This window comes from Flagellimonas ochracea, assembly GCF_009903685.1.
Lineage (GTDB): Bacteria > Bacteroidota > Bacteroidia > Flavobacteriales > Flavobacteriaceae > Flagellimonas > Flagellimonas ochracea.
Window position 1 is genome coordinate 402,070 of sequence record NZ_JAAABI010000002.1, and the last position, 13,658, is coordinate 415,727.

General features: G+C 38.2%; 16 protein-coding genes. 10 read left to right on the forward strand and 6 right to left on the reverse strand.

Annotated features, from left to right (window positions below; genetic code table 11):
• Window positions 1–3 precede the first annotated feature (3 nt).
• Complete coding sequence (locus tag GTQ34_RS07345) at window positions 4–1,260, reverse strand: phage integrase SAM-like domain-containing protein (RefSeq protein WP_166523126.1); 1,257 nt, start codon at window positions 1,258–1,260, stop codon at window positions 4–6.
• Between the two features lie 897 nt (window positions 1,261–2,157).
• Here GTQ34_RS07345 and GTQ34_RS07350 point away from each other — a divergent pair.
• The 10 genes from GTQ34_RS07350 (at window position 2,158) to GTQ34_RS07395 (ending at window position 9,528) form a co-directional block, all read left to right on the forward strand.
• Complete coding sequence (locus GTQ34_RS07350) at window positions 2,158–2,733, forward strand: Crp/Fnr family transcriptional regulator (protein WP_235914990.1); 576 nt, start codon at window positions 2,158–2,160, stop codon at window positions 2,731–2,733.
• Between the two features lie 79 nt (window positions 2,734–2,812).
• Window positions 2,813–3,271, forward strand: coding sequence for a nuclear transport factor 2 family protein (locus GTQ34_RS07355; RefSeq protein WP_166523127.1), 459 nt, complete (start codon window positions 2,813–2,815; stop codon window positions 3,269–3,271).
• A gap of 79 nt (window positions 3,272–3,350) precedes the next feature.
• Complete coding sequence (locus GTQ34_RS07360) at window positions 3,351–3,995, forward strand: DUF4386 domain-containing protein (RefSeq protein WP_262885610.1); 645 nt, start codon at window positions 3,351–3,353, stop codon at window positions 3,993–3,995.
• A 149-nt stretch (window positions 3,996–4,144) separates the two neighbouring features.
• Complete coding sequence (locus GTQ34_RS07365) at window positions 4,145–4,750, forward strand: DUF2306 domain-containing protein (RefSeq protein WP_166523129.1); 606 nt, start codon at window positions 4,145–4,147, stop codon at window positions 4,748–4,750.
• 114 nt (window positions 4,751–4,864) lie between these two features.
• Complete coding sequence (locus GTQ34_RS07370) at window positions 4,865–5,668, forward strand: carbohydrate kinase family protein (RefSeq protein ID WP_208103859.1); 804 nt, start codon at window positions 4,865–4,867, stop codon at window positions 5,666–5,668.
• A gap of 19 nt (window positions 5,669–5,687) precedes the next feature.
• Complete coding sequence (locus GTQ34_RS07375; protein ID WP_166523130.1) at window positions 5,688–6,584, forward strand: GNAT family N-acetyltransferase; 897 nt, start codon at window positions 5,688–5,690, stop codon at window positions 6,582–6,584.
• A 201-nt stretch (window positions 6,585–6,785) separates the two neighbouring features.
• A complete protein-coding gene (locus GTQ34_RS07380; protein ID WP_166523131.1) occupies window positions 6,786–7,337 on the forward strand; it encodes an AAA family ATPase in 552 nt (183 codons plus the stop codon).
• Between the two features lie 123 nt (window positions 7,338–7,460).
• Entirely contained in the window at window positions 7,461–7,937 is a 477-nt protein-coding gene (locus GTQ34_RS07385; protein WP_166523132.1) for a GyrI-like domain-containing protein, read from the forward strand.
• Window positions 7,938–8,032: 95 nt separating this feature from the next.
• The gene (locus GTQ34_RS07390; RefSeq protein WP_166523133.1) at window positions 8,033–8,596 is read left to right on the forward strand and encodes a Crp/Fnr family transcriptional regulator; all 564 of its coding nucleotides are present in this window, start codon (window positions 8,033–8,035) and stop codon (window positions 8,594–8,596) included.
• Window positions 8,597–8,664: 68 nt separating this feature from the next.
• The gene (locus GTQ34_RS07395; protein WP_166523134.1) at window positions 8,665–9,528 is read left to right on the forward strand and encodes an alpha/beta hydrolase family protein; all 864 of its coding nucleotides are present in this window, start codon (window positions 8,665–8,667) and stop codon (window positions 9,526–9,528) included.
• A gap of 8 nt (window positions 9,529–9,536) precedes the next feature.
• Here the strand turns inward: GTQ34_RS07395 and GTQ34_RS07400 are convergent, their stop codons facing one another.
• From GTQ34_RS07400 to GTQ34_RS07420, 5 genes are all read right to left on the reverse strand, one after another.
• On the reverse strand, window positions 9,537–10,118 hold the full coding sequence (locus tag GTQ34_RS07400; protein ID WP_166523135.1) for an NAD(P)H-dependent oxidoreductase: 582 nt from the start codon (window positions 10,116–10,118) through the stop codon (window positions 9,537–9,539).
• Between the two features lie 56 nt (window positions 10,119–10,174).
• Window positions 10,175–10,795, reverse strand: coding sequence for a Crp/Fnr family transcriptional regulator (locus GTQ34_RS07405; RefSeq protein ID WP_208103860.1), 621 nt, complete (start codon window positions 10,793–10,795; stop codon window positions 10,175–10,177).
• Window positions 10,796–10,932: 137 nt separating this feature from the next.
• Window positions 10,933–11,796, reverse strand: a complete 864-nt coding sequence (locus GTQ34_RS07410; protein ID WP_166523136.1) for an alpha/beta fold hydrolase — start codon at window positions 11,794–11,796, stop codon at window positions 10,933–10,935.
• 67 nt (window positions 11,797–11,863) lie between these two features.
• Complete coding sequence (locus tag GTQ34_RS07415; RefSeq protein ID WP_166523137.1) at window positions 11,864–13,000, reverse strand: NmrA family NAD(P)-binding protein; 1,137 nt, start codon at window positions 12,998–13,000, stop codon at window positions 11,864–11,866.
• A gap of 30 nt (window positions 13,001–13,030) precedes the next feature.
• On the reverse strand, window positions 13,031–13,594 hold the full coding sequence (locus GTQ34_RS07420) for a carbonic anhydrase (RefSeq protein ID WP_166523138.1): 564 nt from the start codon (window positions 13,592–13,594) through the stop codon (window positions 13,031–13,033).
• Between the last annotated feature and the right edge of the window lie 64 nt (window positions 13,595–13,658).

A 13,658-nucleotide genomic window follows, 5' to 3' on the forward strand; every position in this document is an offset into this window, starting at 1 on the left:
GTGTTAAAGCTGGAAATAGTCTACCAACTCTAACGCAATATCTTTCTTATTCTTGCCCATATATTTGAGGAACATCTCTTCTGTTTTGTGTCCAGTTATATGAGTTAGAAAGGAGGTAGGCACCTTTCCGTAGTGCATAGTCGCGAAAGATCGCCTTCCTATATGTGAGGTTACCAGCTCCCACTTTTCAAATTCTCCGACCTCCTTACGCCATCGTTTAGGGCTTTTTGAAACAAGAATTTTCTTGCTGCCCCGAATCTTGTATGTCAAACCTGCACTGAGGCAGACATCTTTAATAAACCGATTGTAGACCTGGTCAGCGATGGGCCTGGGAAAATTGCCATTTCTTTTATTCAGGATATCCAATACAACCTTGTCCAAAGGGAGAGCTATAGGACTTTTTGTTTTACTCTGGACAAATTCGAGGAGTTGCACTTTTTTGCCTTTCCTATCTGTAGCCTGGGTAATCATGCTGGTGTTAAACCTCATGAAATCTGATACGCGTTGACCAGTGTAGCAGCTGATTAGGAGCCAATCCCTGGCGTTTTCGAGATATTCTGGGACCTTATCCAAAGAAGCGATTTTAGCAAGGTCTTCAGGCGTTAAAAAGACTTTTTCAGCCGAAACTTCTCTAAGTCTTACTTCGTCTATCTCTGGGTTAAGCTGGATGCCCCTTTTCTTTGCGTGTCTGCAAATGGTTTTGACAATCTTGAAGGCCTTCGCAATCGTATTCTGGGAATATTGCTGTTCAAAACAAGAGGCTTCAAATTCCTTTTTGAAATCCAGGTTAATGTCTGTGATTAGTAACTTCTTTCCTTTCTCTTTTTCAAATCTCAGTAGCATTTGTTTCACCACGCGATATTTTTTCTTGGTACTAAGCTGCAGGTCATGCCTCTTTAATTCCAAATAAGAGTCCAAGTTCTTTATTAGTTCATGGCTAACGACACTATTCTGTTGTTGAGGGTTATAATACTCATATATCGTCCTTTTCAACCACTCTTTGTCGACTTGTTCCTGGGGATATTTGTGAAATTCATTCAGTACATAGTTTTCCAACTTGTGCAACTCATTTCTTGTCCTGGCCTGAAATCTTTTCAACTCGGCATCCTTTAACCTTTTTGCATCGTGATACTTTTCCCAATACTCTTTAGAAACTAAATGCTTGGTGCGAGCACCGATTTGCTTGTTTCCGAATAGCAATCTTAGGGTAAGCGTCGAGCTGTCCTTTGTAGATCGGTAGAGGAAGTTTATTGAAGCCATACTACTAATTGTCTTCAACAAATATATATATTTGTACGGTATTTGTACGGTAATATGAATATTAGTGAATACAGATGAAACAATAGATGAAATCAAAATATAGTCATATATATCATATATACAGTATATTATGGTATATTTTGAATGCTGATGGCACGTTGAAGTTTCAATAGTATACATAATATGTAGTCCAGGTGGGACCACTGGGAAACTTCAAAAATTCCCTAAAAGCCTGAAAATGAAATGTTTTCAGGCTTTTTCATTTTCATTGGTTTCATATAAAACCATATGAAATCAACCATTCTGGTGAGTAAATCAGAGAGTAATTAATCTCGTAGATTTACAAAATACTTACAACAAACTCTAGCCCTAACAATAGTATGATGGACTTTTATCTCATAAAGAAATTCCAAGAATGGCATCTTTCTTAAAATCCTCGTTGACCGAGAAACCATTCCATGTTTGCAAATCTATTAAATGGTTTCTGGCGTAAGCATTTGTCTTTCACTCTTCTTTTGGGGCATTAGCATTGTTTACAAAGAAGTTAGTGTCTTTATATTTGGCCTTGATTAAATGAGGGAAAACGTGGCCAACTCAAAAATTGTGGTAAATGCAAAATCATCAAGTCTTTTACATTTTAAAGTAAGTATTCTTCAGCAAATTGTTTACCACATAAAACCCGTATGAATCCCGGATTCCAGATTCAAAAGAAGTGTAAACCTTGAAGGCAAGAAATTGGATGCCCAAGCAATTGGTTTTATGGCATGGCCCATTTTAGTATTCTGAGAGAAATTTGACTTCTTAATTAGATATTGCTAATGTTGTGCTAATTACAAAAACCGCTGCGTTTGGCAACTTGAAATTTGGTTAATTGCAAATAGTATAAAAAATGTCTTGATGGGCTCAGCAAATTTGAAAGAGTTTATAAATAATATTCACCATATCAATCAGGATGTTTTGGATGAATATATAAATCAATGGGTCTATAAAAAGGTCAGTAAAAAGACCCTTTTGACCTCTGCTGGGCAAACAGAACGCTTCATCTACTTCATTGTTAAGGGTGCCTGTAAATCATACTATCTGAACAACGGTAAAGAGCATGTGATGTTTTTTGGGTACGAACCCTCCTTTTGTGGGGTTATAGAATCCTTTCTAACCCAAACGCCTTCCAAATACTATCTAGAAACTATTTCGGACTGTGTATTTTACAGGTTGCCCTACTCTGTGCATGAAGAGTATTTGAAGAAGCACAGGGAGATAGAACGGCTTTTTAGAATAAGTACTGAACAATTTCTGGTGGGTATCATAGAAAGGCATCATGAATTGATGGCCTTGAGTGCCAAAGCGCGATTCCTAAATTTTATGGACAGAAGCCCTCATTTACTGCGGATAGCCTCCCAAAAGGATATTGCATCATATTTGCGTATTGACCCGACCAATTTTAGCAAGTTCATGAATTCGGAACAGGGTTAAAAATCTTGGTATTTACCATTTCGGATGGCCTTTGCATGGAAGAACTTTGCTACACAAATTAATCTCAAAACGTATGCAAATGTCAAAATTAATTGGGGTCATGGTCATTGCCATATCCTTCGCAGTATCCAGTAACATGCATTCACAAATGAAAAATAATTCCACCATGACAAACAAACAAACCGTATTGACCTTCTTAAATGGTTTTAATGATCCTGCCCAAATAGGGGCTTCGTTAGAATTGCTCATAGATGAATATGAATTTACAAACCCTATGGTTGAACTACATTCTAAAGCTGAATTCATCGCATTGGCTCAAGGTATTGGTGAGGTTTTGACAGGTTTGGAAATCTTAAATGTAGCAGAAAGTGGTGATTGGGTTACCGTAATGTACAATTTCAAGTCTAATATTCCTGGGCTTGAAACGACTATTGCGACAGAATGGTTTAGGTTGAAGGGGGGTAAGATTATAGAATCAGTATTAATTTACGATGCCTCAGAATGGCGTAAGGTCTACGCCAGTATGGAAAAGGAATGAAGATTTTTCTTGAGATTACGATGAGACTAGGTTTAGAGATGCAAACAAGGAAGTTCTGAAATACTCAAAAAAAATAGGGCTGCTTTTTTTAATTTCCATGGCCTTATCGGTTTTTGGTAATCTTACTATATCTGGTATCATTGCCGGCAAAGATTATTTGCCCGATGTACATGCCCAGCAATTCAGTTACAGCATAGCGACTTTAGCGCTTCTGTTTAATTCGTTCGGTGTTTTGGGGATTGGTCTACTGAGCTATTCGTTGTTGAAAACTACGAATCGGACAATTGCACGGACCTATTTGGTAACCCGCATTTTTGAGGGCACTGTCTTGGCCGTAGGAATCATCTTTTTATTGTCTGTAGTGTTTTTCGCCAACCAGACCAATGAGGCCATCAATGAACCAGACCCTAATTATTACATGATGGCCAATTATGCCATAAGACTTAATTGTTACAGTTATCATATTGCCATGGCAACCCTTGGCCTGGGAAGCATCCCTTTTTGTGCAATACTCTTGAAGCATAAGATAGTTCCCGGGTTTTTATCAATACTGGGGTTGATCGGGTATATGGTATTGGCCATCTCATCCCTAGTGGGTCTTGCAGGTACCGATCTGGGATTGCTTGTTGCAATTCCTGTTTTCTTTTTTGAAGTGATTTTAGGAATTTGGTTAATCATTAAAGGTATCAGACCTGCAATGGTTGAAAGAACCGTTCACTCTTAATTAAATAATATTTCATTTGCCAATACACTTTTGAACACTTAATGAAATGCCCAAAGATTGAGTATTATTAAATAGAAGTAAATTGCAAATTGCCTAAAAAGGGCTTTGTCTTGTGATATAACCAAGTTGGCCCCCTTTAAACAAACTGAATGAAAAAATATTTACTAATTGGGTTTTTCTTTATTGGAGCAATTACAATGTTGATAATGTCTCTACATTTTTTTCAGCATGAAATATCTGGAATATTGAAATATAAAGATATATCATCAAGTGCGTTATATAGATTATGTTTTAAATCCCACATTCTTTTTGGAATTATTGCAATTTTTACTGGACCAACACAATTCTTGACTAGATTGAGAATAGAGCGGTTGAATTTACACAAGAGACTAGGATACGTTTATTTTTTCTCGGTTCTGTTTAGTTCTGTAATGGGATTAATAGCTGCGCAATTTGCAATGGGCGGAATAGTTTCCACAATAGGATTTTCAGTTCTATCGGTATTTTGGTTTACCTCTGCTATACTTGCTATCCATACTATAAGAAAAAAAGACATTAGAACACATAAAAAATGGATGTATGTTAACTATGGTTTGACCTTCGCGGCCATAACGCAAAGAACTCTTTTGCTCATACCGTTGTTTCTGGATATAAAATTTATATCCATATACAGACTCTCGGCTTGGGCACCTTGGATATTGAATACCATGGTCGCATTGTATCTGTTCAAAAAATCTGAACCAAAAGTGTCATAAAGCCTTCATTTATTGTCATAATCCTCCTTGAACCGGGATGGAACAACATCTAATGCAATAATATCCTATCGGGCGCAAATTTAGCTCGATGCTGAGATATAATCATAAAGCAATATGAAAATAAAAATAACGGCATTAACATCTTTCTGCGTGGATTTCTTTCCAGAATTGGATAAAACTTACGTCGGCGGCAATTCATTGAACTTTGCCACGAAATGCAAACTTTTAGGCTATGAAAACACCTCGGTAATTGGTGCCATTGGAGAAGACAGATTCGGAAAACTAATTGAAAACCACTTAGATAAAACAAAAATAGATCGTTCTCGTCTATACCGGATTAACGCACCAACAGCTTCTAATAAAATTTTCATCGATGAAAATGGAGACAGATACTTTAAAGGCGATAGCTGGAACGGGGGTGCATTTGATAAATTCAGGTTATCAGAAAATGATTGGAGTTCATTAGGTGATAGCAACATTGTCGCAATGCCAGCTGGAGACCCCAATTTGAAGGATCTATTAAAGAGACGAAATGAAAATCAATTAATAGTTATCGACTTTTTGGACTATTTGGGAATTGATTTCATCAAAGAACATATTGATAATATCGACATTGTTTTTCTGAGTGGTAAAGAAGAAATGCTGGATGAACTGCAAGAACTTTCTGCTCAAAAGGGAAAATTGATTGTGCCCACTTTAGGCGAAAAAGGCAGTGTGGCTTTTTTTGAAAATAAGCGATACTACCATAAAGCGATTGAAATTGATAGAATTGTGGATACAACAGGTTGTGGAGACGCTTTTCAAGCAGCTTTTAGCCTCGAATGGATAAAGACCAAAGACATAAAAAAATCACTAAATGCGGGTTCAATTGCTGCAAGTAAGGTGTTGAGTTTTACTGGTGGAGTTGAACAAGAATAACCATTAAACCTTAAAAAGGATGGAACATTTAGAACTAAGAAATATAACATACGGGTTTGCAAAAGATTTTAAACACGACCCACAACTTAGAGCGAGTTTCAATAAACTTACCCAAGCCACATATGGCTTTGATATGGAGTATTCTTATTTAAGTGGTTACTGGAGCGATAATTATATTCCGTACTCTTTATTGCTCGATAATGAGATTATATCAAATGTTTCCATAAATAAAATGGAGTTTCTCATAGGAAAAGAGAAGAAGCTGGGTCTTCAAATAGGTACAGTTATGACAGACACTGCGCACCGTAACCAAGGGCTCAACAGATACCTGATGGAACGAGTGCTCAAAGAATGGAAACAGCAGTCCGATTTTATTTATCTTTTTGCCAATGACAGTGTTCTTGATTTCTATCCGAAGTTTAATTTCGAGCTTGTAGAGCAGTACCAATGCTCAAAAGCATTAGATATTTCTACTAAGTCATCATCGTTAAAAAAACTCAACATGGCAGATGATCAGGACAAGAAATTATTGGAACAAACCATAGACGATTCAATTCCTATGGCAAAGTTATCGATGCGAAATAATGCTGCTTTAATCATGTTTTCTTGCATGACGTTTAAACAAAATAGCATTTACTACCTTGAAAATCTCCTAACGATTATTTTAGCAGATATTGAAGGTGAAACGCTGTACTTGCACGATGTATTTTCTAAAGGACCCGTTGACTTGAACAACGTAATTAAGTTGATTGCCGATAATACTGTAAAACGAGTAGTGCTGGGGTTTACTCCGTTGGATGAGACTGGCTATGAAAGAAGTTTATTAAAGCCAGATGACACGCTATTTGTGCTAAAAGACCAAGTTGATTTTTTCAAAAACAAAAAATGGATGTTCCCGGTTTTATCACATGCTTGAAAAATTTTATCCCAAACCTTGTAAAAACAGCTATCCGCAAAATAAATGTGGGGTATGGGTTGATAATGCTGAATTTTTGTGGCCATAACAGTTCGCGGAACATATACTGGGCAGGGCATTCTTTAGCTTTGAACTGCCACCTGAGTATTATAAAAAAACTATACCAATAAGTTGCCCCCAACCCTTAAAAGGATCCGTTTGATGAAAATTTTACTTTTTGGCGCTTCGGGAACGGGAACAACGACCCTGGGCATGGAAATTGCGAAGAGGACTGATTTCAAGCACTTAGACATTGACGACTATTACTGGAAAAAAACAGACCCGCCCTTCCAAGAAAAAATACTGTTAACCGAACGTAACGCAAATCTCAAAGCTGACTTCAAAAAATACGGGAATGTCGTTGTTAGTGGTTCGCTGGTAAGTTGGGGGAAAGAATGGGAATCCGCGTTCGATATGGCTGTTTTTATGCGATTAGAAAACACCGAGAGAATGCAGCGCTTGAAAAAAAGGGAAAAGGAACGCTATGGGGAAAAGCTATTGACCGACGAAAAAACCCGTCAGATCTCAAAGAACTTTTTGGAGTGGGCAAACCAATACGAAAATCCGAAATTTACTGGCAGGTCTTTGAAAGTCCACATGAAGTGGATGGAATCACTCGGTTGTGAGGTGCTCAAGATGGACGGTCAAATGGAAATCGGGGAGAAAACAAACATTTTGCTACAGAGAATCAAAGCTAAAGGCTATGATTTTTAGTATCGATTGGACCGGTGACCCGTGGATGGATATGTTCAAAAATACCCGAGGCCTTCCACGGTCCAAATCAATATGCAGCGCATAAACTTAGTTACAATTAGAAAAAACAAATAAGGCACATACGTGAATCCAAGAATTGAACATTTAAAAAAGAAAAAATTAATCGGTCTCAATGTAAAAATGAGTTTGACGGACAATAGAACAGGACAGCTTTGGAGGCAATTTTCACCTAGGGTAAAAGAAGTACAAAACAGGGTCGCCGACGATAAGATCTCCCTACAGATCTACCCGCCATCCTATTTCGAACAGTTCAAGCCAACTACTGAGTTTGAAAAGTGGGCAACGGTAGAGGTGACGGATTTCCAAGAAATTCCAAATGGGATGAAGACCTTAATTGTCAATGGAGGGCTTTATGCGGTATTTGATTACAAAGGCCCGAGTTCCGACATGTCCATATTCCAATACATCTTTTCGAAATGGCTACCCAGTTCAAATTATGCTATTGACGACAGGCCCCATTTTGAGGTCTTGGGTTCACAATACAAAAATGACGACCTGGAATCAGAGGAAGAGATTTGGATTCCGATAAGGCAAAAATGAATCCGGCTCATACTATTCTATGCGAAAATCATGTCTGGCAAAAGCTGCTTTTGCGGCATATCCAATCTGTTGGGCAAAAACAAAAAATCTAAGAAATGGAAAGGCTATATCAACATTTTGAAAGTTACATAAGACTTTCCAAACCATTAAAATCAGAATTGAACAATCGCTTAAAATCAAAAACCTTTGCCAAAGGGGAGTTGATTTTAGACGCAAGCCAGGTCTGTAAGGAAAGCTATTTTATCCAACAGGGGATTTTAAGAGCCTATTTTTTGAAGGATGGCAAAGAAGTAAGTGAGTTTTTCTGTGGCACAAATGAATGGATGAATTCGCCCAAAAGCTATATGCAACAAACCACAGATATTTACTATATAGATGCCATTGAGGAAACAAGCACTCTTTCATTAAATGTAAATGATCTGGTTTTTCTTTTTGATAATTTTCCTGAAATGGAACGTTATGCGCGATTGTCCATGGGAAGTGTTTTTGGTCATTTAATGGAGCGAATCGCATCCATGCGCTTTACGTCTGCCAAAGAGCGCTATCTTAATTTCAAACAGATATATGCCGACATTTATCCAAGAATACCTCTTGGCATGGTGGCATCCTATCTGGGAATCACACAAGAGACCTTAAGTAGAATACGTGCCGAAAAATGATTTTTTGACATAGGTCAAAAATTATCATGCCGGGATTTTGGAATTTTGATGTTCAAATCTCCACCTAAATGAGGAAAAAAATTACAATATCCACAATCATTACTCTATCAATCATAATTGCGGGTTTGCTATATATTTTTACCTATGTCCCAGATCTTTCTGACCAATATGGAATTGTTGAATCAAAATTGTATTTGGGAAATGCCGTAAAACAACCATTGGTCGTTGCCTTCGGTGGCGGTGATGGCGGCAATGATTGGACTAGAAATTACCTAAAAGGAAAACGTGATAGTCTAAATCAAAAAGGTTATGCTTTGTTAGCCATTGGTTATTTCAAATCAAGTGGAACCTCTAGGCATTTAGACCGCATTTCACTCAATGCCATACGAGACACCATTTTAGCTGTTGCACAACACCCTAAGATTGATAGTTCAAAAATAGTACTCATGGGAGGTTCACGGGGTGGTGAACTTGTGCTAAATCTAGCTTGCAGATATCCAGAGTTCAGTGGTGTCATAGCGATGTCGGCACCCCATGTTAGCTTCCCCGCCATAACTTGGACAGCAAACACTTCTTCTTGGATGTACAATGACAAGGAAGTCCCCTATGTGCCTGCGCCATTTGAAACGATCTCGCCAGCTTTAAAAGGAGATTTATATACTGCACATGCTATGATGCTCGAGGATAAAGAAGCTGCAAAAAAAGCGGAAATACAAGTGGAGAACATCAATGGGGCCATTTTGATTTTATCCGGTAAAAACGATGAACTATGGCCAGCATCCGAAATGTCATCGCAAATCATCAATCGATTAAGGGAAAATGATTTTAAGCATTATTATCAACATATTCAACTTGATGGTGGACATATAGCGCCATTGGAACATTTTGATCTTGTCTATGATTTTCTTGAACGTCATTTCAAAATTGAATAGGGGCCGAACTATTGCAACCCCTCACCCAGTAAATAGACTTTGGTAAGCCACTTTTCTCTAAATTCTTCTTTGGACTTGATGATCGGAGCTATGTAAGTCACCTTAACAGGTTTTATGCCGCAGAACTCAAGTGTTCCTTTCTTTAACTGATTGATAGCCGGGCTTCTCATGAACAATTTGTCATACCAACGTGGTGTGTCTGCTGTTATAATCAATCTAGCGGATTTGCCTTTGAATAGCTTTTTAGGAAAGACTTTACCCTCTTCAAATTTAAAAGCAATTTTTGGCAGAAATGTTCGGTCTATAAAACCTTTCATCAGTGCTGGAGAACCATACCACCACATGGGGAAAACCCAAACCAGGTGGTCTGCCTTTTTTATTTTTGCTATTGCATTCTGTAAATCAGGCTCCAGTTCTGAGTTGTACTGGTCTCCGGATTCTATGACAGGGTTAAAATCTAATTCATTCAGGTTGATTTGACTTATTTCAACATCATCTCTTTTTCGGGCTCCTTTTAAATAAGCCTCAGATAAGGCATAATTATAACTCTCTTTGTTTGGATGTCCGTTAATTATCAAAACGTGTTTCATCTAATTATTTTTCTGCAAAGAACAGTACTACAAAACGCGTCTGAAAGGACATTTGTCTAATTCGTTACCGTGCGCCTTATACGGCTTAAATGGCGCTGCGTTATACCGAGATAAGAGGCTAGATAATTCAGAGGGATCAATTGCAGAAATTCGGGGTGATTGGCTTGCAGATTAAGGTACCGTATTTGAGCAGTTTCTTTCTGCAAAAGAAAAATTCGCTTTTCTGTTTGCACAAATTCTTGCTCTGCAATCACTTTAAAAAGCTTGAGCCAGTTATAACTTGACTTCTCTAATGCCAAAACATCTTCTCTTGAGATGCTAAGTAAGACCGAATCCGTTAAGGCTTGTACATTCAGCACGGTTTTTCTTTGTGAGAGAAAAGAAGTGTATGCGCCTGTAAATTCATTGGCAAATGAAAAGCAGTAGGTCACTTCCTCTGCGGAAGCAGTATGATAATAGGACCTGAGCAAACCAGAAAATACAAAGGCTATCTCCTTGCTCGTTTGGCCTTCCTGAATAAAAAGGTCGCCTTTTTTTAACCGCTTTTTGACCAATTTGCTTTCAAACAGATTGATTTCATCATCAGAGAGTATCTGGAATGATTTTAAGTATTCGTTCACGGAAGAATTCCGAGTAGCGACCGGTTCTAAATTGTCGCTTGCGCTAACAGTTTCCATGTTTTCTTTCATTTGCTGTAAGGCTATTGATCTTTAAAACTCTCAATTACAGGCCACATTAAAACTGGTAAAAACCAAGATTGGTGATCTGAGTTCTTTTTTTAGGTTTTTTGTTCTTGCATTTTTGCTGAGCCAATTTATGTCATTTGATGCTCTTTATACCATTTTCTAAACCACTGACTGGCCTCCAACCAAGCATCTTCCTGCCAAAAATGACCGGCTTGCAAAGGATGGGTTTGGTGGTTGACAAACAATTTTTGAAACCTTTTTAAGGCCCCAGTTTTAAAGGCAAAATCTTTAGTGCCCCACAAGAACAGAACGGGAATATGCTCGATGGTCTTGAAATTATTTATGATTCTATTCTCAAAATCATATGCCTTTATCAATTCCCTGGGAAAAACAGAGGTTTGTTTACGCCTAGACCTTTTTTTGAACGGGGCAGCATACATGTTCAAAACTTCCTTCGGTACTTTATGGTAAAAACCAGCACGCATAAACAAACGCCAAACACCGTTAAAAGCATAGGCCATGGAACGTCCAATGAACCCGCCATTTAGCCTGCTAAAAAGTTCAAATCGCAATGAACCTTTCAAAGGCCAACCCCAGGTGTTGCCCAAGACCATACCTTTGATATTGGCAGGATTGCTGATTGCCAAATTCAACCCAATAGGCCCGCCCCAATCCTGGCAAATTAAAATGACATCCTTCAACTGTAGGTGATTAACAAACTCAATGATCAGTTCGGCGTGTGAAGCTGCCCTAAAATCAAAACCCTTTGCTGGTTCTGATTTTCCGAATCCGCTTAAATCTGGTGCCACACATCTAAAATCGGAACTCAGTTCTTTGATCATATTTCTGTATAGAAAAGACCAGGTTGGATTTCCATGAAGCATTAAAATTACAGGTCCTTCGCCTTCATCAACATAGTGAAGTTTGGTCTCATCGCCTAAGAGCAAGTACTTACTTTCGAAAGGATATAGTTTTCGATTTATGTCGAACATTTCTCATATTTTAATAGTTCTCCTGTGGTAATAAAAACATCTTCCATATATCTAAAAAAAAGAGATGTTACAATGCCGCAGATGGGAGTAGATCAATTTGCCCTTTAATGGAGGTATTTTTGACATTATAAGAGGTTTGCGTTCTTAGTTTTATCCAAGATTCGTTTTCAATTACCTGATTCATTCCATGTATAAAATTGGGAAAGTGTTGTTGCCTCTCAAAACTTGTTAAATCCGGGGTTTTTGTAAATGCAATTTTCATGAAGTTAAACAGAGCCTTCATTTTATTCGGGAAATTTTGATTGGCCTGCGGCATTTTCGAAACAGCTCTTCTTGCAATGGTCTCAAAGTCTTCAGGTTCTCTTCCGGTAAGTTCTTTGACAACATCGGTCACTCCACCATAGGCCATTACATTTTGTTCTACGTCTTTTAAATAATAGATGATATTCGCATATTCATATATAGGGTATCCCATCGATTTTAATGATTTGAGTAGCATCTTCTCAGATATTTCCAGGATTTTGACCTTTCTTTTGAAAATTTTTGAAAAGGTATCCGCTACATCTTGTTGTGAGATGATCTTAGGGCCTGTGGGGCGATATGTTTTACCGTGATGCCCTGCCGGATCCTTCAATATATGGGCAACCACTCTTCCTTGATCTTCTTCAGACGGTGGAGGATTTAATCCCTTACCCTTTATACTGGTAGGCATAATTCCTAACTGAGCGATCATTTCGACCGTAAAGAAATAGGTAAAGGCAAACATTCCCGGGTTCACAAAGGTGTATTGAACTTTGCGATGCATTTTTACAATCTGATCCCCAAGCCATTGTTCTTTGGTGTTAATTGAGGGGTGGTCCTGACTCAAAAGCCATTGCGACATATACACTACATGTTCCACTGCAGATTCTTCGGCTGCAATTATGAATGCGATTGTTTTAAATAAAGTGTTCTTCGCAAAGGGTGGGCAGAAGTAAGCCCGATCAATTCCTTCCAGGGCTTTCTTGTTGTCTCGATAATCTTCGAGGTCTCCCACAAAAATTTCTGCTCCCATTCGTTTCAATGCTAGGGCGTTCGGGTTTTGTGGGTTCCTTACCATGGCTCGAACTTGAAACCCTAATCGCAACAATTCTTTGGCAGCCGGTAATCCAGTATGACCATTTGCTGCGGTTATCAATATTTTTTTATCGGCTTGGGAATTCATTATTGTTCAATTTTAAATGTAGTTGTCAAATTATTCATTTGGGGTTGCACGTCTTAAATCTTCCAATGTTGATGGGTTGATTGTCGTTTCAACACCTCCTGTTTTTACATCATAAATGCTTCCAGAAACAATTATGTGATCCGGGAGTTCTTTTTTAGCATCTATTAATCGATTTAAATCTTCGGCCATGCTTTCTTCATGGTCATGAATGGCTATAGAAGCGACATCGACCCCGGTCTTGTTTTTTAGTGCTTTTTGAAGCTCTGGGTTTGCAAATCTTTCGGCACCGCATTGGGTATGGTGTAGTATGACAACTTCAAAAGGTTCCTGCACTCCTTTGGATTTATCCATCATAGCCGACATAAAGGCATATGAGGCGATTTCATCTATTGTTTCTTGAGTTACCCTTCCACCGGTATTTCTGATAACTACAGAATCACCTAGACCAAGGTCAAAAATATGGGCGGGGTCCACACGAGAATCAGCACAGGTAAGAATCACCGTGCGGAGTTTAGGTAATATGGGCAGATCGGAATGGCCAAATTGATTTTTGAAATCTTGATTGCGATTAATTAACGTTTGTAAGTTTGACATGAAATTTGTTCAGAGTTAATTGTACTAATCCAATAAGTTGTATATACAACATATATGGAAATTT

Coding starts and splice junctions, on each gene's coding strand:
- GTQ34_RS07345 (WP_166523126.1), bottom strand. CDS start 1,260: ATGGCTTCAATAAACTTCCTCTACCGATCTACAAAGGACAGCTCGACG.
- GTQ34_RS07350 (WP_235914990.1), top strand. CDS start 2,158: ATGGGCTCAGCAAATTTGAAAGAGTTTATAAATAATATTCACCATATC.
- GTQ34_RS07355 (WP_166523127.1), top strand. CDS start 2,813: ATGTCAAAATTAATTGGGGTCATGGTCATTGCCATATCCTTCGCAGTA.
- GTQ34_RS07365 (WP_166523129.1), top strand. CDS start 4,145: ATGAAAAAATATTTACTAATTGGGTTTTTCTTTATTGGAGCAATTACA.
- GTQ34_RS07370 (WP_208103859.1), top strand. CDS start 4,865: ATGAAAATAAAAATAACGGCATTAACATCTTTCTGCGTGGATTTCTTT.
- GTQ34_RS07375 (WP_166523130.1), top strand. CDS start 5,688: ATGGAACATTTAGAACTAAGAAATATAACATACGGGTTTGCAAAAGAT.
- GTQ34_RS07380 (WP_166523131.1), top strand. CDS start 6,786: ATGAAAATTTTACTTTTTGGCGCTTCGGGAACGGGAACAACGACCCTG.
- GTQ34_RS07390 (WP_166523133.1), top strand. CDS start 8,033: ATGGAAAGGCTATATCAACATTTTGAAAGTTACATAAGACTTTCCAAA.
- GTQ34_RS07395 (WP_166523134.1), top strand. CDS start 8,665: ATGAGGAAAAAAATTACAATATCCACAATCATTACTCTATCAATCATA.
- GTQ34_RS07400 (WP_166523135.1), bottom strand. CDS start 10,118: ATGAAACACGTTTTGATAATTAACGGACATCCAAACAAAGAGAGTTAT.
- GTQ34_RS07405 (WP_208103860.1), bottom strand. CDS start 10,795: ATGGAAACTGTTAGCGCAAGCGACAATTTAGAACCGGTCGCTACTCGG.
- GTQ34_RS07410 (WP_166523136.1), bottom strand. CDS start 11,796: ATGTTCGACATAAATCGAAAACTATATCCTTTCGAAAGTAAGTACTTG.
- GTQ34_RS07415 (WP_166523137.1), bottom strand. CDS start 13,000: ATGAATTCCCAAGCCGATAAAAAAATATTGATAACCGCAGCAAATGGT.
- GTQ34_RS07420 (WP_166523138.1), bottom strand. CDS start 13,594: ATGTCAAACTTACAAACGTTAATTAATCGCAATCAAGATTTCAAAAAT.